Source organism: Anaerococcus sp. HMSC075B03 (assembly GCF_001815585.1).
GTDB lineage: Bacteria > Bacillota > Clostridia > Tissierellales > Peptoniphilaceae > Anaerococcus > Anaerococcus vaginalis.
The window spans coordinates 36,754-53,477 of the sequence record NZ_KV821186.1 but is presented as its reverse complement, the minus strand read 5'-3'; the positions used below and the strand labels follow the sequence as shown (position 1 = coordinate 53,477).

The window sequence follows — 16,724 nt, the reverse complement described above, 5'->3', positions numbered from 1 at the left end:
AAGGAGGATACATTATGAATATAGTAAAAACAGTTGATTTAACAAAAACATATAAGGGCGGAGTAGAAGTAAATGCCCTTTCAAATGTAAACTTTGAATTAGAAAAAGGAGACCTAGTTGCCATTATAGGAGACAGTGGATCCGGCAAATCTACACTACTTCATTTACTTGCAGGAGTAGATACACCAACAAGTGGGGATATTTTTATTCAAGATAAAAATATTACCAAGTTTAACAAAGATGAGATGACAGTATTTCGCAGAAGGAATATAGGCGTAGTATATCAATTTTTTAATTTGATTCCAAACATCAACGTTCGAAAAAATATTTTACTTCCTCTTTTATTGGACAATAAAAAAGTAGATGAAGAATATTTAAAGGAAATTTTATCAATACTAGGAATAGAAGGAAAGCTTGATAGGTATCCAAAACAATTATCTGGTGGAGAGCAACAAAGAGTCGCTATTGCTAGAAGTCTTATTACAAGACCTGCCATTATCCTAGCAGATGAGCCTACAGGAAATCTTGATAGGAAAAACTCAGAAGAAATCACAGGACTTTTCAGACTTGTAAATAAAAGATTAAATTCTACAATAATGATAATAACTCATGATGAAAAAGTAGCAAATTCTTGTGACAAGGTTTATAGAATGGTAGATGGTAGGTTAAATTTCTTAGGAGATGGAACTTATGAAAATTATTAATGACCTAGCTGATGGAGATGTAAAAAATAATAAGAAAGACAGTTTTGCTATTAAAATATCAATATTTTTAGCAGTTATTCTACTAGGAACTGTAATTTTTATCTTTAATGCAATGAGAACCGAACAGTATAATTATGTTAAAAAAAATGTTGGAGACTACCACGTGTCAATCTCTGAAATTGACGAGAAACTTTATGATAAATTAATAAATAATGAGGATATAGAAAAGATTTCTTTTAATAAATTCATAAAGACAGATCTAAATGCAATTATATATGAATTTGGAGATCCTTCTAGTCTTATAGATTTTGATATTAAAGAGGGAAGAAAACCAAATAATGCAAACGAGATTTTAGTTCCAGAGAAATTTTTAATAAAAAGTAAAGAATACGATTTGGGTTCTGAAATAACTGTTCGTGATAAAACTTATAAAGTGGTTGGAATTTATGATGATTATTCTAAATCATTTGAAGAATCTATGCTTATAGGCTTGATTGAAAGTGATGATCAGAAGGGTTTATTTGAAAAAAATAATGGAATAGAAGCTCAAATTTGGTATAAAAATATAAGGGATACTTATACAAAAACTAGAGAAATTTTGTCAGAAATGAATATTGACGAGAACCATGCCCTAGATATTGGGAGAGTTTTTTATAACAAAGATATTTTGGAGTATAAAATGGTCTATCCAAAAGGAATCATTCCACCAAAAAGTGTTGTATACTTAGCCATAGAAAAATATGGAGCAGGCTTCTTACTTTGCCTACTTTTTGCTTTTATCATTTATGGTTCTTTTAATGTCTGGAACAATAGGGATTTAAAGAAAATTGCCCTATTAAAAAGCACAGGTATGACAGATAAGCAGGTCAAAAAAATGATTCGAAAGAAAGCTTTTAAACTTTCAACATTACCAATAGCCTTGGGTACAATTTTATCTTTGGTATTTGCAAATCTTTTATTATATTTGATGTGGCTTAATAATTCGGTATCCTATAAAAATATGTCTGAGATATTGGGAGAAACTTTAAAATCTCCAGGTTTTTATTTCGTCTATCCAAACCCTATTTCTATAATAATGATTATATTATTGTCGATCCTAACAGTTTATTTATCTGCGATAATTCCTGCTAGGAAAAGTGCAAAAATAAAAATTATAGAAGGTTTAAATGGGATTACAGAAAAAAACATTAAATTGGGTAAGTCAAAAATAAATGGACCTATAGAAAAGACTTTAGCAAAAGATTATTACAGGTCATATCGATCAACCTATCGAATTATTGTAATTTCCATGGCACTTTCTGCCTTTGTACTGACTACAGTTTTAGTTAGCCAGTCCTATAGAGCTTTGAACGAAAAATATAACTCTTATAAAAGTCCTTACAATTTTAATTCAAGTATCTACACTGATAAGAGTTTAGATGAAAACTTATTAGCTGATTTAGAAAAAGTTGAAGGAGCAAAAGACCTTCATTTATATCAAAGAAATAACACAAAATTTTATGTTGACGAAAATAAAAATTTTATTTCTAAAGACTTAAAAGATTCTTTAGCTAGTGGAAAAATAGAAAATGATAGACTATACACAAGTATATATGCTTTAACAGATGAAGATTTTGAAGAGCTTTTAAAAGAAAATAACATCTCTCATGCATCTTATTTATTGCTTAATAAGATAAGAAAAGATAATAGAACGCCTTACGCTTTTAGCGATTATATAAAAATTTCTGACAAGGAATCTGGAGATATTTCTTTAAAATATAATGCAGAAGGAAAGCCAATAAATTTAAAAATAGATGCAAGTATAGAAGAGATACCTTATGATTTAGAAGCCTATAATAACAATGAAATACCCATCTACACAAGCGCAAGTAATATGAGAAAATTTATTGATGAATATGGAATAGCTGAAGGCGACCCAGTCTATTATTACTTTGTAAAAATTAAAGCTGATAATAATAAAGAAAAAGTATTTGAAGATGCAGAAAAAGTGATTTCTAATTATGTACCAAAGTCTGACCATGGAACAGCTACAGAAATTTTAAGAGAAGCAGCAAGTAAAGAACAAACAAGGAATGAAAGACTTTTAAACCTAGCTATCCAAATCATTCTTATAACAATTGCTCTTTCCAATGCCTATAATAGTTTTAAAGGAAACCTTAGAGCAAGAGCCAATGATTTTAAACTTCTATCAACAGCAGGTATGACAGAAAAACAAATGGAAAAGATGGTCTTTGAAGAAGGAAAAATATTGTTTAAAAATATTTTCTTAGCCTATATCTTTATGTTTATTATGGGAATTACACTTAGAGCCTATAGGAGCAACTATGAATTAGGATTTGCGATAAAAGGTCTGATAACAAATATAAATTATATCCCTATTATAATCGTATTTGTATTTATGAGTGCAGGGGTTTTACTTGCAATAAAAAGTGGTCTTAAAACAATAAACGAAAACTCAGATAATACTTTTAAGAGTATATAAGAAAAAAAAGGCTGTGAGCATTAAACTCACAGCCTTTTATCTTGCCACCTAAAGACTCTCTAAATCAGTTTTTCTAAAATCCATAATTTAATTCCCCTAAGGCAAGATTATTTTTTTATTTAATTAAAATTTAAAATCTATACTATCTACTATGTCTTCTCCGTCTATATATTTTTTATCTATTCCAAATAAATATGTTAGTATAAATCCTCCAACATATCCACCGATAAGTCCAAATATATATCCTAGGGCTTTTCCATTATAGATTAATGGGATTAGGGCAAGTCCACTTGGTCCAACTGCTGTTGCTCCAATTGATCCTATTGCACCAATTATTGCTCCTCCTACTCCTCCGCCAAGACACGCTGTTATAAATGCTTTTCCCATTGGTAGAGTTAGGGCATAAATTAATGGTTCTCCAATTCCTAAAATTCCTACTGGCAATCCACCTTTTGCTATTTCTGTTAATCTTTTATTTTTTCTACATTTTACAAGTATTGCTATTGCAGCTCCAACTTGTCCTGCTCCTGCCATGGCAAGAATTGGCAATAAATATGTTGCGCCTTGTTGTTCAATCATTGCAATATGGATTGGTGTTAAAATTTGATGTAGTCCTAGCATTACCATTGGTAAAAATACTGCGCCAAGAATAAATCCTGCAACTGCTCCGCCTAATTCTATTACAGAATTAATTATTCCTATAAGTCCATTTGATATTAATCCTGCTATTGGCATTATTATAAATATTGTCAAAATTCCTGTAATTAATAAGGATATTGTTGGAACAATAATTATATCTAGTGAATCTGGAATTACATTGTGAAGGGCATTTTCAATTTTTACAAGTATAAATACTGCAAGAATTACTCCAATTACTCCACCTTGTCCTGGTAGTAGGGCTGAATCTAAAAACATATTTTTTAATGGCTCGTCTGGATTCATTGCTGAAAGATATACCATTCCTCCAATTACTCCACCCAAGCCTTCGTTTCCTTTAAAGACTCTTGCTGCATTTATTCCTATAAATATATTCAAATATCCATAAAGTCCGGTTTTTATTATATTTAAAACTTGAAGTACTGCTCCAAAATTTTCTTGTGAAAGTGAACCTGCTGTTATCATGTTTTGCATAACAGAGGCAATACCACCTATTAGTCCTGCTCCTACAAAAGCTGGTATTAATGGAACGAAAATTGATGCTATTGTTGCTGAAAATGATTTGAATTTTGATTTATTTTGTTTTTCTTTTACTTTTGCTTTATTTTCTCTAGTTCTTTTTTCTATATCGCTTTCAATTTCTTCAGAAAATTTTGCATTTGCCATATTTGACATTTCTTTTGCTATTTTTTCACTTTTGCCAGGGCCTGTTACTATTTGAATTTGTTCGCCTTTTAAAACTCCCAAAACTCCATCAATTTTTTCAATTTCTTTGAAATTTACCTTGCTTTCATCTACAACTTTTACCCTTACTCTTGTCATACAATTTATAACTTCTGTTATATTATCTTTTCCACCAAAATTTTTTATAAGGTCTGTGGCGATTTTTTTGTTATCTTGTTTCATTGTATTCCCTTTCTTAAAAATCCTTCGTTTTCTTCCAACAACTCAAGTGCTTCTTTTTTGCTAATTGATTTTTTTTCCATTAAAATTGCACATTTTACCCTGCCATCTGCATCATCTAGTAATTTTTCTGCATGATTTTTATCGATATTGCAAATATCTTCAATCATTTTTAAAGCCCTATTTTTTAATTTCTCATTTGATACCCTAAGATCAACCATAAGATTATCGTAAACTTTTCCAATTCTTACCATTGAAGTTGTTGAAATCATATTCAAAACCATTTTTGTTGCAGTCCCTGCTTTCATTCTAGTAGAACCTGTCAAAACTTCGCTTCCTGTGTCTATTTCTATTGGATAATCTGCAAATTCCGAAATTTCAGAACCTATGTTGCAAGTTATAGAACCTGTTTTTGCTCCAAGTTTTTTTGCATATTTTAATGCTCCAATAACATAAGGTGTTCTTCCACTGCTTGCTATTCCTACAAGCAAATCGTCTTTTGTAAATCCATGGTCTAGCAAATCTTTTTTTGCCAAATTTTCATCATCTTCTGCATTTTCAATTGGATTTCTTAGTGCCTTATCTCCTCCTGCAATAATTCCTTTTATCATATTTTTATCTACGGAAAAAGTTGGAAATGCTTCAGACGCATCCAAAACTCCAAGTCTTCCGCTAGTTCCTGCGCCAATATAATATAAATGACCGCCCTTTTTAAATACATCTACAATAGCATCTGTTAATTTTTCAATATCTGGGATTTTTTCGCCAACTTTTTTAGCTATTGTCATGTCTTCATTATTAATTATTTTTAAAATTTCTAGAGTTGACTTGGTGTCCAAGCCCTTGCTCTTGTTATTTCTTGATTCTGTTGATGACAAGTCTATCACTTCCTCCTATCAAATCTAATATTCCTAGATGAGACTTATCTACATGTCCAATAATATTTCTCATCTTATCTTCTCCTATATCTTTTCTAATTATTTCAAGCTCTCCAGAATATCTTTTGGCATTTTTATTTAAAATTACTAAATCGCCCTTTTTTATTTCTCTATCATCGATTTTTTCAATCAATTTATAGGACCTTTTATTTCTAATCAAAAAATCACTTAAATCTTCTCTAACTTCAAAATTTTTCAAATCTTTATAATCATCTTCCAAAAAAACATCTAAATTTATTAGCTTATTTTTCTCATAATCTTCTATATATTTTTTATTTTTTTGAGAAATCCCTTCAGATAATAAAAGATTTTTTATTTTATACTTTCTTCTAAGTTTCAAATAAGAATAATAAGGATTTTCCCACCTATCTTCTTCCAAAGTAGGAAGACTTTCATACATAGGTCCTCTAAAATTTTTATCTCCTTGAAAAAAGGCAAAAATATCAATGCCAAATGCTTTTAACATTTGATTTTTTTTAATAAATTCTTCACTTCCAAGTCCTGAATAAGAAAGAGGATAATAATTATGCCAAGCACTAACGTTTGAAAAATTTGAATTTTTTTCTTTCAAATCCATTAGGTTACTATAATCTATGGTCGATGCATTTATAGCCAATTTATTTTTTTTAGATAATTTTGCTATAAGTTCATTATTAAATCCAAAATCTAGCCTTATTATTATGTTTAAATCTAAAAGTTTGGGAAATTTTTCCAAAACTTCTCCATTTAAATCTACACAAACTTTAGTCTTAGAATTTTTTAACCTATTCAAAAGCCACAATAATTTATTCATATTCTCATCTTCCAGAGGATAGTGCATAGATGTAAACAAAAAATCATAATCTTTAAATTCTTCTAGCTTTTTTATAATTTCATCTTTATTTTGATTGAGATACAAACTAAAACCTAACATAAATAATTCCTTTTTCTCCTAGAAAAGCTTTTCACATTTACATTATAAAACACTTGAAATAAAATTTCAAGTGTTTCTTTATATTTTTAAAATTAAATTTTAAGTTTGTCTGTAAATTCTTTGGTTACTTTTAAATTATCAACTACATAATCATAGTTCAATCCTATATAAGAAAAATATAAAATATCCGTTATGATTAAAGATGAAAATCTCGACGCAATCGCTCCATACCTAATTTCTTTTTCACTTGATGGAATTTTTATAAAAACGTCAGAATCTTTTGCAAGTTTTGAATTTTCATTTTTACTTATACTTATAAGAGATGCTCCCTTAATTTTTGCATAATTAAATGATTCCATGACTTCTTTTGTTTTTGCCCCATAAGTTATAGCGATTAAAAGATCATTTTTTCCTATATGAGAAATTCTTGAAAGATTTGTATGGGCGTCTTTTTCATAATACACATCTGCCCCTGCCCTTAATAATTTATAATAAAAATCTTCGCATATAAGTCCAGAACCTGCCACTCCTGAAAGATAAATTTTTTTAGCCTTATTTAAAATTTGGCACGCCTTTTCAATTTTTTCTTCATCTATTAATGCATAAGTTTTTTCTATTGTTTTTTGTATATTTGCCTTAGACTTATTTATTATATCCTTTGTTTTGTCAGATTTTTTTATTTCATCTTCTATAAAATCACTTTCTTCTTCAAAGGCTTTTGCAATTGATATTTTCATATCCACAAAGGAATTATAACCGATTTTTTTTACAAATCTTGTAACAGCAGCCTGAGATGATTTTGTGTTTTTTGCAAGGTCAATGCTCGATTGTTTTATTATCAAATCCTTGTTGTTTAATATATAAGATGCAATATTTTTATCTGTCTGAGTAAAACTATCTTTTTTATCTTCAATTCTAATTATATATTCCATATAAACCTCAAAACTCCAAAAAATTTAATTTGAAGTTAATTTTTATTTTCTATTTTTAATCTTTTTCCCTTAAAACAAAAAGAGCCACTAAGGCTCTTTTATTATTCATCTTCTTGATTTGATTGTTCACTTGAGCCTAAGGCTATTGTATCATCTAAATCTTTATCTGAAGATTTTTCTTCATTTTCTTTCAAAGTTTCTTCTAATTCCTTTTTCAAATCTTCATTTGAAATTTCGCTAGAATTTTCTTTTTTGTCATCTGATGTTTTTATTTCATCTTCGATTGCTTTTTCTTCTAATTTATTTTCATTTGAAGGTTCTTCTTTAGGATTTTCTTTATTTTCTACAGGTTTTTTATTTAATATTTCCATAAATTGCTCGCCTGTAATTGTTTCTTCTTTTAAAAGGAAGTCTGAAATTTCATGAAGTTTTTCTAAATTATCTTTTAAAATTTCTATAGCTCTCATGTGAGCTTGCGCAATAATTTTTCCTACCTTTTGGTCAATTTTATCTCCTGTTCCATTTGAAACTATCATTGATCTTTGACCGCCAAGGTATCTTCCTTGGATTTGTTCAAGTTGCATAAAGTCAAAGTCATCATCCATACCATAAATTGTTACCATATTTCTTGCTATGGCTGTGGCTTTTTCTATGTCGTTGCTTGCTCCAGTGGTTTTTGCATTAAATATTAATTCTTCTGCACTTCTTCCACCTGCCAAGGTTACTATTTCATCAAATAGCTCTTGTTTTGTCATTATAAATTTCTCATCTTTGTCGACAGTCATTGTATAACCCAAAGCTCCACCAGTTCTTGGTACAATTGTAATTTTGGTTACTGGAGTTTTTTGTGTTTGAATTGCTGCAACAAGAGCATGTCCTACTTCGTGGTAAGCGATAATTTTCTTTTGATCATCTGAAATAACTGCATTTTTCTTTTGGGCACCAGCTATAACTGTTTCGATTGATTCTTCAAGGTCTGTTTGAGTTAGTTTTTTACGTCCTTCTCTAACAGCTCTCAAAGCTCCTTCGTTTACAATATTTGCAAGGTCAGCTCCGCTTGTTCCTGCAGTTCTTTTTGCTATTTCTTCATAATCAATTTCATCTTCACGCTTAATTTTTTTGGCATGAACTTTTAATATATCTTCACGGCCTTTTAGGTCTGGAAGTTCTACTTGAACCCTTCTATCAAAACGTCCTGGTCTTGTTAGGGCTGGATCTAGAATTTCTGGTCTGTTGGTTGCAGATAATAAAACTACTCCCTCTGTCGCATCAAATCCGTCCATTTCATTTAGCAATTGGTTAAGTGTTTGCTCACGTTCGTCATTTCCAGAATATCCTGAAACATCACGCTTTTTACCAATGGCATCTATCTCGTCGATAAATACTATACAAGGAGCTTTTTCCTTTGCTTGTTTGAAAAGATCACGAACCTTGCTAGCACCCATTCCTACAAACATTTCTACAAATTCAGAACCTGAAATTGAGAAAAATGGAACATTTGCCTCTCCTGCAACTGCTTTTGCAAGAAGAGTCTTACCAGTTCCTGGAGGGCCTACAAGAAGTACTCCTTTTGGTAAAACTGCACCAATTTCCTTATATTTTTGTGGTCCATGCAAGAAATCTACTACTTCGTTTAAACTATCTTTCGCTTCTTCTTGACCTGCTACATCTGCAAAGGTCTTGCCGGTTTTATTTTCCATATAAATTTTGGCGTTTGATTTACCAAAATTCATAAAGTCTCCGCCGCCACGGCCTCCCATAGTCTTTGATAAAGACCTATTTGCCATATAAAATATTAAAAGTAAAAACAACAATGGCAAAATACTTGTAACAAACAAGGTAAGCCATGGGCTCATCTTTGTTTCAACTTCCTTAGTAAAGGTCAAGTTTTTGTGTTTTTTGCTAGCCTCAAGAAGTCTTTCAGTAAGGTCAGTATCAGGCCACAAGCCTGTGATGAATTTTTGCTTATCTCCATCAACTACCGCTGTGAAAGTGTAATTATAATCATCTTTTGTAACTTCTCTAACTTGTCCATTATCAATCATTGACACAAATTGAGAATAAGTTATCTCTTTTGGTTTTCCCTCAGCCCTAATTGGTTGCAAAATTTGTTGAATAACCAAAAAGGCCACAATGGCAATAATCCAATAATAGACTAGAGGCCTTTTGCCCTTTTTAAATGATGGCATCTATAAACCACTCCTAACAATGTAATCGTCTAATAAATTATCTAGTGAATCTAATTCATTAATTATTGTTTTTAAATTAGAATTTATACTTTTTTCGTCTTCTTTAGGTCTAATTTTATCAAAATATTTGCTTACCTTTTCAGCAGCATCAAAACCCTTTTGTGTTAATTTCACATTAACAACTCTTTCATCTTCATCAGATCTATTTCTATCAACAAATCCTTGTTTTTCCAATTTTTTGCAAATATTAGAAATATTTCCACCATTTACTCCAATTGATTTACCAAGATTTCCTATAGAAACTGATTCATCAGATGCTGATAGAGTCATAATCATTTTAAGTTGAAGAGTTGTAACGCCCATTTCTTGAGCTGTTTCTTGTAAAAGCAAATCTATCTTATGTGATATTTCCCTAATCATTGAAAATATAGAGTTATTAAATTCAAAAAATTCTATGTGTTTTCTTGTCATATAAACCTCCTTACAATTTATAGACTGTAATCTAGAATAGAATAATCTACTTAAATATTATTCTACATATAATACGACAATTTTCAAGTAAAAAGAAAGAATATTTTTGATAATTAATTTTAATTATGTATTAATTATGTTTTTTACAATTTTTATATTATTAGAGCTAACATTATGATAAATTTTTTTGAAATTTAAAAAAATCTCCAAGCATAAAAAAATAAATTATAAATGGATTTTTTTAAAAAATTCTTTAAGCAAAAAAATAATACCACACTTCATTGCATGACATTAATTGTTTCACGTGAAACATTTTATTTATTTTTACTTATATAACTTGCCGCATTTAATCCAGCAATTTGTCCTTGGCCTACCGCCTTATTTATTTGATAAGGTGTGCCGACTATATCTCCACAGGCAAATAGACCTTTTATATTTGTTTTCATATCTAAGTCTACTTTTATATGGCTATTTTCAATTTTCACTGATGGTACAAGACTTTTTGGTTTTGAAGAATTTTTTATTACAAAAAATCCATCAGCCTTCAATTCTTCCCCATCTTCTAATATAAGACTTTCGGCCTTCAAAGCTCCTTGAAATTTTTTTGGCTTTTTGTTTATAATTTTAATTCCATCCTCAAGTTCTATAGGTTTTTTACTAGGGTTTACAAAAATTGTTTGGCTTGCCATTTTATTTATAAAATTTGCTTCTTCAATAGCTTCTTCATTATATCCAACCAAGACTACTTTTTTTCCTTTATATAGGCTGGCATCACAAGTTGCACAATAAGAAATTCCTTTGGCAAAAAATTCATCTTCTCCTTCAATGCTTTTTCCCATATCAATTCCTGTTGCAATTATGCAAGCTTTTGATGTGAGCATTTTTTCGCCCAAATCTATTGAAAAATATTCTCCCATGGCATAAACTGCCTTTATTTTCCTACCCAATATCTTAACAGGATAATTTTTTATATGATGTATAAAATTATTGTATAAGTCCAAGCCTTTTATATCACTAAATCCCAAATAATTTTTTATTGAGGGACTTTTTTCCAAGGCTTTTGATTTTTTTCCAATAATTAGAACTTTTTTTCCTCTTATACTAGCATTTAGACCTGCAGAAATTCCTGCAGGCCCAAATCCTATTATTATTAAATCATAATCCATTATTTAAGTTTTTCTATTTCTTCAAGTATTACTTCTTTAGCTTGAAAACCTACTAGAGTATTTTTTAAAACTCCACCTTTAAATAACATCATTGATGGAACTGCATTTACATTATATCTTCCTGCAAGGTCTGGATTTTCATCTACGTCTACTGAATATATTTCAAAATCAACTTCGCCTTCCATTTCTTCAAGAACTGGTTTTTGCATTTTGCAAGGTCCACACCAAGTGGCTGAAAAATCTACTAAAACTATTCCTTCGTTTTCTAAAACGTGTGTATCAAATTCACTTGTATTTATTTCTTTCATAATATCCTCCATTTTTTCTCTTTAAATTATACCGTCTTAATTTTGCTCAACAAGCCCGCGCACATCTGTGACAGGAAGTGAAAATAAAATCCCCTTCGAATTTTCATCCAAATTCATTGCATCATAAATTGCTGATTTTACTTTCTCTGAAATTTCCTTCTTTATAAGCATTATGACAATATCTTTTTCAGGCTCTATAGTCATATTTAAAAACACAGATTTTTTTTGAATTCCAGATCCTCTGCCATGAACAACAGTTGCGCCTTTTGCTCCTTCTTTTTGGGATATTTCTATAACTTTATCTGCATTTTCCTTATTAACTATCACATACAAAGCTTCATATTCCATATCTATTTCTCCTTTGTAATCTACTGGTGTCGTAAACATTATAGATGTGTTTTTCTTATCAAATTTATCTTTTATTTGGTCTAATAAATCATTTACCAAATCATCATTTACAAGTGCTGAAACTATTTCTTTTTTTTCCTTATCAATTTCTAAAACTTCAAGAATATGTGCATTGGCAGATCCTTCTGCCAAAAGGCAAGATATTGACTTAGCACCTTTTTCTTTTAATTGGTTCATAATTTTTGACCCTTTTGATCTTGGTGTTATTATTCTTAAATATTTCATTATCCTTCTATGGCCTCCTTATAAAAAGATCCCATTATCATAATTGTAATCACTGGCATTAAAGCTACAAAGGCGATCACTCCAAATCCACCATCAATATTTCCTGCAACTCCTTGACAAAAACCTAATATAAAAGTCGCAGTCATTGGCCCCGACGCAACTGCCCCCGAATCAAAAGCAATTCCTACAAAAAGTTGGGAAACATTTCTTGATAAAATTAGAGCTATTAAAAATCCTGGAACAATTATCATCCATAATTTAAAGCCTTCTATTTTTATTCTAAGCATAGCAAGCATAACTGCAAAAGCAACTCCAACAGAAAGAGCTTTCATTATTGAAGATTTGTGGATTGAACCTCCTGTAACTTCTTCGACTTGTTCTGCCAAAACAAAAACAGCAGGCTCTGCCAAAACTACCAATAGGCCCAAAATAAATCCAATGATAGGTACAAATCTAAAATCAGAGTAATTCTCCCCCATAAGTCTTGCAAGTTCCATAAATCCACCTTCTACACTTGTCAAAAATATAATCAGTCCTAGGTAAGTGTAAATCAAACCAAGATTTATTGATTTTTTATTTTTAATTTTAAAAACTAGCTTATCCATTATAAAAAACACCAAAGTTATTGGCAAAATTGCAAAACTTGCCGATTTAAATCCTGAAATCAAAGCTAGTTGATGAGCTTGTTCTTCTAGCAAAATATTTTTTGAATTTATAGACATAGTCATCAAAAGTCCCGCAAGAATTGGTCCTGTTGATGCGATTCCTACAAGGCCAAAGGAATTTTCTTCTCCCTTTTTTTCTCCCTTTAATTTACTTACTCCAAGACCTAGAGCAATAATAAATGGAGTTGTCATTGCACCTGTAGTTGCTCCCGATGCATCAAAAGCTATGGCATGGCCCAAATCATTTACTATAAACATTAGAATAAAAATCACACCATAAATTATAAACATAAGTGTTGAAAGTTTTATTTCTTTAAATATCCTAAAAAGACCAAGAGAAATCATAAAGCCAACCCCAATTGAAATTATGGCTACTATTAATAAGGAAGAAAGACCAATAGCACTTCTTACTTGATTTGCTAAAATTAAAAGATCTGGTTCTGCAATTGAAATTATAAATCCTATAAAAATTCCAAAAATAATAACTTTAATTATTTTTTCAGATTTTGCAATAAAATCTCCCATATATGTTCCAATTTTTGAAATTGATAGATTAACTCCAGTAAGAAAAATAGAAAGACCAAAAATTATCCCAATACATCCTATTAAAAATTTTATAATAATTTTGTTTTCTACTGGTCTAAATAAATTTAAAATTAAAACTAAAACTGCTATGGGAACAACAGCTTTGGAATTTTGTTTTATTTCTTCTCTAAATATTATCATCACCTCTTTTTGTTTTATTATTTTTATATTTCATATATTAATTTTTTGTATAACAAAAGAGGCAATCTAGCGACTGTCTCTTTTGAAATTTTTATTAATCTCTAACTTGATTTGCTGTTAGTATTGTTAATTTATATACGTCTTCTTCGTTACATCCTCTTGAAAGGTCGTTAACTGGTTTGTTTAATCCTTGAAGTATTGGGCCTAAAGCTTCGTATCCACCAAGTCTTTGTCCAATTTTATATCCAATATTTGCAGCTTGTAGGTCTGGGAAAATAAATACTTTTGCTCTTCCTGCCACATCTGAATTAGGAATTTTCTTTCTTGCAACTTGTGGTGAAATTGCTGCATCAAATTGCATTTCTCCATCAACTTTAAGATTTGGATCCATTTCTTTTGCAAGTTTTGTAGCTTCTTCTACTTTTCTTGCGAGTTCGTGTTTTGCAGATCCTTTTGTTGAAAATGATAACATAGCAACTATTGGTTCAATTCCAAATTCTTCTGCTGTTTTTGCTGCTTCAACTGCAACTTCTGCAAGTTCGTTTGATTGAAGAGTAATATTTATTGCTGTATCTGCAAATAATAATTTTTCTCCATTAGGTCCAAGCATAATCATAACACCGGATACTCTATTTACACCTTTTCTAGTTTTGATAAGTTGTAGGGCTGGTCTTACAGTATCTCCAGTTGGATTTGATGCTCCTGAAACCATTCCATCCGCTTTTCCAGTTTGAACTAGCATTGTGCCAAAGTAATTGTTATCTTTCTTTAGTATATATTCACCATCTTCTCTGGTGTTTTTTCCTTTTCTAAGTTCAACGTATTTATCTACTAATTCATCAAGTAGTTCGCTTTCTCTAGGGTTTATTATTTGAATATCTCCTAATTTTACCCCTTCTTCTTCTGCTACTTTTTGAATTTCTTCTTTATCTCCTAAAAGTATTGGTACTATAAGACCATCATTTTGATGTCTAATAGCTGCTCTTAATACTCTTGAGTCATTGCCTTCTGGAAATACTATTTTGCGATTTTTGCCCCTAATATTTTCAGTAGCAAGTTCCATAACTCCATCGTTTGCCATAATTACCTCCTAATCATAAATCGATTTTAGCATTAATATTATACCCCAATAATTTTAATTATCTTCTATAATTTTGATTTTTCTAAAGATTCCTTTTCCCTTTCGGAAAGCTCTATGTCACACTCTCCATTTGTAATCTCTTTTAAGTAAGTATTTGAGCCATCTTGTGAATATAAATTTGTAAGAATTATTCCATTGTGATATGAATCTAGGAGAGTTAATGAAAACGAATTTTTTCCTCTTTGGCTATCAAAAGCATCATAATGAACAACTGCCATTTTGCTAACAGCTCCCATTGTAGTATTTTTTGTATCTGATGATCTTTGGTCAAGAGATTTTATTTCCCTATTTGATTGTTCGATTTGGTCATTTAATTGCAAAATTAATTCTTCAAGATTTACATCAGGATTTTTGCCCCTAAGTAGATGATCGTATCTTCTTTTTTGTCTTTTTAGTTTGTTATTATTAGCTTTTATCATAGAATATTCAAAAATAACAAGAATAAATAAGATTACTATAGCTATTATTTGTCCCATTTCTTTTCCCTTTCTTCGATGATTTTCATATTATCCTTATATAATTTATCACAGAAATTTATAATAGATTTGTAATTTGTTTTTTCATGATTTGGATCAGTAATATTTTCCTCATTCAAAATAAGGTTTATAAAAGAAGAATGGATTGATTCTTTTACAAGTCTAAGTCCTATTTCTCCATCAGAAATCGCATCAATATTTCCATATTTTAAAATAAAATCACAATCTTGCAAAACAATTATCATAAGCTCTATAGTTCTTTTTGGAGCCTTGTTTGCCTCTATAATATAGTCATCGTAATTTTTTATTTCCTTATTTTTATAAGCTTTTATTAAAAGATTTACCTTATCAATATCTTCTTGCATAAGTTCTTTTAATTCTTCAGAATATTTTTTGAATTTATCTTCAATTTTTTTTGATTTTTTATTTAATTTTTCATCCTTATAATCTTTTTTTGCCATCATCAAAATAAGATTTAAGCCTAGGTTTCCAACAAGACTTGTTATAGCCCCTCCTCCTGGATTAGCTGTTTTTTTTCTGGTATTTTCTATAAGATGGTCTACAGAAAAATCTATCATTTTATTCTTTTCCATTTTTTAATCTCCAATATAAATTTTCTATCTCCTCAATAGAAAAACAATCAATAGTAACCCTATAAGTTTCATTATTTCTTTTAATTTCTACCTTTGAATTAAGTAGGTCAATAAATTTTTCCTCAAAATCCTCAAATAAAATCCTATCTAAATTATCTTCCTTTTGATTTTTTTTATTATTTTTAGAACTAATCTTTTCAACTTTTCTTATATTTGTTTTTTTATTTTTAAAATCATAAAGGCTTTTTTTTCTATCTTCTTCATCCTTTATAGAAAGAAGTGTTCTTGCTTGGGATGAAGAAATATTTCCCTTTTCAAGCTCTTTTTTTGAATTTTCATCAAGTTTTAAAAGTCTTAGGGTATTTGCAATGTAAGATCTTGATTTGCCAACAGTTTTTGCTATTTCATCTTGAGTCATACCATAGTTTTTTGATAGCTCATTATAAGCATTGGCCTCTTCAAGACCAGATAAATCTTCCCTTTGAACATTTTCTACTATTGAAAGAATATCAATATCTTTTGTATCTACATTTTTTATAATTGCATCAATTTCTTTTAAACCCAAAAGCTTACTTGCCCTAAACCTACGTTCTCCAGCAATTATTTCATATCTTATCCCATTTTTTTTAAGGACAATTGGGTTTAATAAGCCATATTTTTCTATAGATTGACTGAGTCCTTCCAATGATTTATCATCAAAATTTTTCCTAGGTTGATCATCTCTAGCATAAATTTTTTCCAAAGGAATCCTAACTATGGCCTTATTTTTTTTGTTATTTTCTGGTATTAGAGATCCAAGTCCTCTACCCAATGTTTTTTTCGTCATA

The 16,724-nt window shown here is 29.9% G+C and carries 16 protein-coding genes; 2 read left to right on the top strand and 14 right to left on the bottom strand.

Annotated features, from left to right (window positions below; translation table 11 throughout):
* Nucleotides 1–14: 14 nt before the first annotated feature.
* The gene (locus tag HMPREF3045_RS05230) at nt 15–704 is read left to right on the top strand and encodes an ABC transporter ATP-binding protein (protein WP_070737608.1); all 690 of its coding nucleotides are present in this window, start codon (nt 15–17) and stop codon (nt 702–704) included.
* A complete protein-coding gene (locus HMPREF3045_RS05225; RefSeq protein ID WP_070737605.1) occupies nt 691–3,186 on the top strand; it encodes an ABC transporter permease in 2,496 nt (831 codons plus the stop codon). The genes HMPREF3045_RS05230 and HMPREF3045_RS05225 overlap by 14 nt, the downstream gene beginning before the upstream one ends.
* A gap of 123 nt (nt 3,187–3,309) precedes the next feature.
* On the opposite strand, the gene HMPREF3045_RS05220 is transcribed toward HMPREF3045_RS05225, so the two are convergent.
* The 14 genes from HMPREF3045_RS05220 to HMPREF3045_RS05155 all read right to left on the bottom strand — a co-directional run bounded on the left by HMPREF3045_RS05220 (nt 3,310) and on the right by HMPREF3045_RS05155 (nt 16,723).
* Complete coding sequence (locus tag HMPREF3045_RS05220) at nt 3,310–4,749, bottom strand: PTS transporter subunit EIIC (protein WP_070737602.1); 1,440 nt, start codon at nt 4,747–4,749, stop codon at nt 3,310–3,312.
* Nucleotides 4,746–5,633 carry an N-acetylmuramic acid 6-phosphate etherase gene (gene murQ / locus HMPREF3045_RS05215; protein WP_257244375.1) on the bottom strand — a complete coding sequence of 296 codons (888 nt, stop codon included), beginning with the start codon at nt 5,631–5,633 and terminating at the stop codon, nt 4,746–4,748. The genes HMPREF3045_RS05220 and murQ overlap by 4 nt, the downstream gene beginning before the upstream one ends.
* Nucleotides 5,599–6,597 carry a MupG family TIM beta-alpha barrel fold protein gene (locus HMPREF3045_RS05210; RefSeq protein ID WP_070737596.1) on the bottom strand — a complete coding sequence of 333 codons (999 nt, stop codon included), beginning with the start codon at nt 6,595–6,597 and terminating at the stop codon, nt 5,599–5,601. Before HMPREF3045_RS05210 ends, murQ begins: the two co-directional genes overlap by 35 nt.
* Nucleotides 6,598–6,689: 92 nt before the next feature.
* Nucleotides 6,690–7,529: a MurR/RpiR family transcriptional regulator gene (locus HMPREF3045_RS05205; protein WP_070737593.1), complete on the bottom strand. Its 840-nt coding sequence runs from the start codon at nt 7,527–7,529 to the stop codon at nt 6,690–6,692.
* Between the two features lie 101 nt (nt 7,530–7,630).
* Complete coding sequence (gene ftsH / locus HMPREF3045_RS05200) at nt 7,631–9,718, bottom strand: ATP-dependent zinc metalloprotease FtsH (protein ID WP_070737589.1); 2,088 nt, start codon at nt 9,716–9,718, stop codon at nt 7,631–7,633.
* Nucleotides 9,719–10,189 carry a MarR family winged helix-turn-helix transcriptional regulator gene (locus HMPREF3045_RS05195; RefSeq protein ID WP_070737586.1) on the bottom strand — a complete coding sequence of 157 codons (471 nt, stop codon included), beginning with the start codon at nt 10,187–10,189 and terminating at the stop codon, nt 9,719–9,721. It lies immediately after the preceding gene.
* Nucleotides 10,190–10,503: 314 nt separating this feature from the next.
* Nucleotides 10,504–11,355 (bottom strand): NAD(P)/FAD-dependent oxidoreductase, encoded by an 852-nt coding sequence (locus tag HMPREF3045_RS05190; RefSeq protein ID WP_070737582.1) that lies wholly within the window; start codon nt 11,353–11,355, stop codon nt 10,504–10,506.
* Entirely contained in the window at nt 11,355–11,675 is a 321-nt protein-coding gene (locus HMPREF3045_RS05185; protein ID WP_004839593.1) for a thioredoxin family protein, read from the bottom strand. The genes HMPREF3045_RS05190 and HMPREF3045_RS05185 overlap by 1 nt, the downstream gene beginning before the upstream one ends.
* A gap of 24 nt (nt 11,676–11,699) precedes the next feature.
* Complete coding sequence (locus HMPREF3045_RS05180; RefSeq protein WP_004839594.1) at nt 11,700–12,296, bottom strand: P-II family nitrogen regulator; 597 nt, start codon at nt 12,294–12,296, stop codon at nt 11,700–11,702.
* On the bottom strand, nt 12,296–13,687 hold the full coding sequence (locus HMPREF3045_RS05175) for a DUF1538 domain-containing protein (protein ID WP_070737579.1): 1,392 nt from the start codon (nt 13,685–13,687) through the stop codon (nt 12,296–12,298). The genes HMPREF3045_RS05180 and HMPREF3045_RS05175 overlap by 1 nt, the downstream gene beginning before the upstream one ends.
* Before the next feature lie 94 nt (nt 13,688–13,781).
* A complete protein-coding gene (gene pta / locus HMPREF3045_RS05170) occupies nt 13,782–14,768 on the bottom strand; it encodes a phosphate acetyltransferase (protein WP_070737577.1) in 987 nt (328 codons plus the stop codon).
* A 65-nt stretch (nt 14,769–14,833) separates the two neighbouring features.
* The gene (locus tag HMPREF3045_RS05165; protein ID WP_070737574.1) at nt 14,834–15,304 is read right to left on the bottom strand and encodes a DUF4446 family protein; all 471 of its coding nucleotides are present in this window, start codon (nt 15,302–15,304) and stop codon (nt 14,834–14,836) included.
* Nucleotides 15,292–15,897 (bottom strand): cyclodeaminase/cyclohydrolase family protein, encoded by a 606-nt coding sequence (locus tag HMPREF3045_RS05160; protein ID WP_004839598.1) that lies wholly within the window; start codon nt 15,895–15,897, stop codon nt 15,292–15,294. The genes HMPREF3045_RS05165 and HMPREF3045_RS05160 overlap by 13 nt, the downstream gene beginning before the upstream one ends.
* On the bottom strand, nt 15,884–16,723 hold the full coding sequence (locus HMPREF3045_RS05155; RefSeq protein WP_070737571.1) for a ParB/RepB/Spo0J family partition protein: 840 nt from the start codon (nt 16,721–16,723) through the stop codon (nt 15,884–15,886). The genes HMPREF3045_RS05160 and HMPREF3045_RS05155 overlap by 14 nt, the downstream gene beginning before the upstream one ends.
* Nucleotide 16,724 lies beyond the last annotated feature (1 nt).

Excerpts from the sequence above, each read along its gene's own strand:
- HMPREF3045_RS05230 (WP_070737608.1), top strand. The coding sequence starts at position 15 with ATGAATATAGTAAAAACAGTTGATTTAACAAAAACATATAAGGGCGGA.
- HMPREF3045_RS05225 (WP_070737605.1), top strand. The coding sequence starts at position 691 with ATGAAAATTATTAATGACCTAGCTGATGGAGATGTAAAAAATAATAAG.
- HMPREF3045_RS05220 (WP_070737602.1), bottom strand. The coding sequence starts at position 4,749 with ATGAAACAAGATAACAAAAAAATCGCCACAGACCTTATAAAAAATTTT.
- HMPREF3045_RS05210 (WP_070737596.1), bottom strand. The coding sequence starts at position 6,597 with ATGTTAGGTTTTAGTTTGTATCTCAATCAAAATAAAGATGAAATTATA.
- HMPREF3045_RS05205 (WP_070737593.1), bottom strand. The coding sequence starts at position 7,529 with ATGGAATATATAATTAGAATTGAAGATAAAAAAGATAGTTTTACTCAG.
- ftsH (WP_070737589.1), bottom strand. The coding sequence starts at position 9,718 with ATGCCATCATTTAAAAAGGGCAAAAGGCCTCTAGTCTATTATTGGATT.
- HMPREF3045_RS05195 (WP_070737586.1), bottom strand. The coding sequence starts at position 10,189 with ATGACAAGAAAACACATAGAATTTTTTGAATTTAATAACTCTATATTT.
- HMPREF3045_RS05190 (WP_070737582.1), bottom strand. The coding sequence starts at position 11,355 with ATGGATTATGATTTAATAATAATAGGATTTGGGCCTGCAGGAATTTCT.
- HMPREF3045_RS05185 (WP_004839593.1), bottom strand. The coding sequence starts at position 11,675 with ATGGAGGATATTATGAAAGAAATAAATACAAGTGAATTTGATACACAC.
- HMPREF3045_RS05180 (WP_004839594.1), bottom strand. The coding sequence starts at position 12,296 with ATGAAATATTTAAGAATAATAACACCAAGATCAAAAGGGTCAAAAATT.
- HMPREF3045_RS05175 (WP_070737579.1), bottom strand. The coding sequence starts at position 13,687 with ATGATAATATTTAGAGAAGAAATAAAACAAAATTCCAAAGCTGTTGTT.
- pta (WP_070737577.1), bottom strand. The coding sequence starts at position 14,768 with ATGGCAAACGATGGAGTTATGGAACTTGCTACTGAAAATATTAGGGGC.
- HMPREF3045_RS05165 (WP_070737574.1), bottom strand. The coding sequence starts at position 15,304 with ATGGGACAAATAATAGCTATAGTAATCTTATTTATTCTTGTTATTTTT.
- HMPREF3045_RS05160 (WP_004839598.1), bottom strand. The coding sequence starts at position 15,897 with ATGGAAAAGAATAAAATGATAGATTTTTCTGTAGACCATCTTATAGAA.
- HMPREF3045_RS05155 (WP_070737571.1), bottom strand. The coding sequence starts at position 16,723 with ATGACGAAAAAAACATTGGGTAGAGGACTTGGATCTCTAATACCAGAA.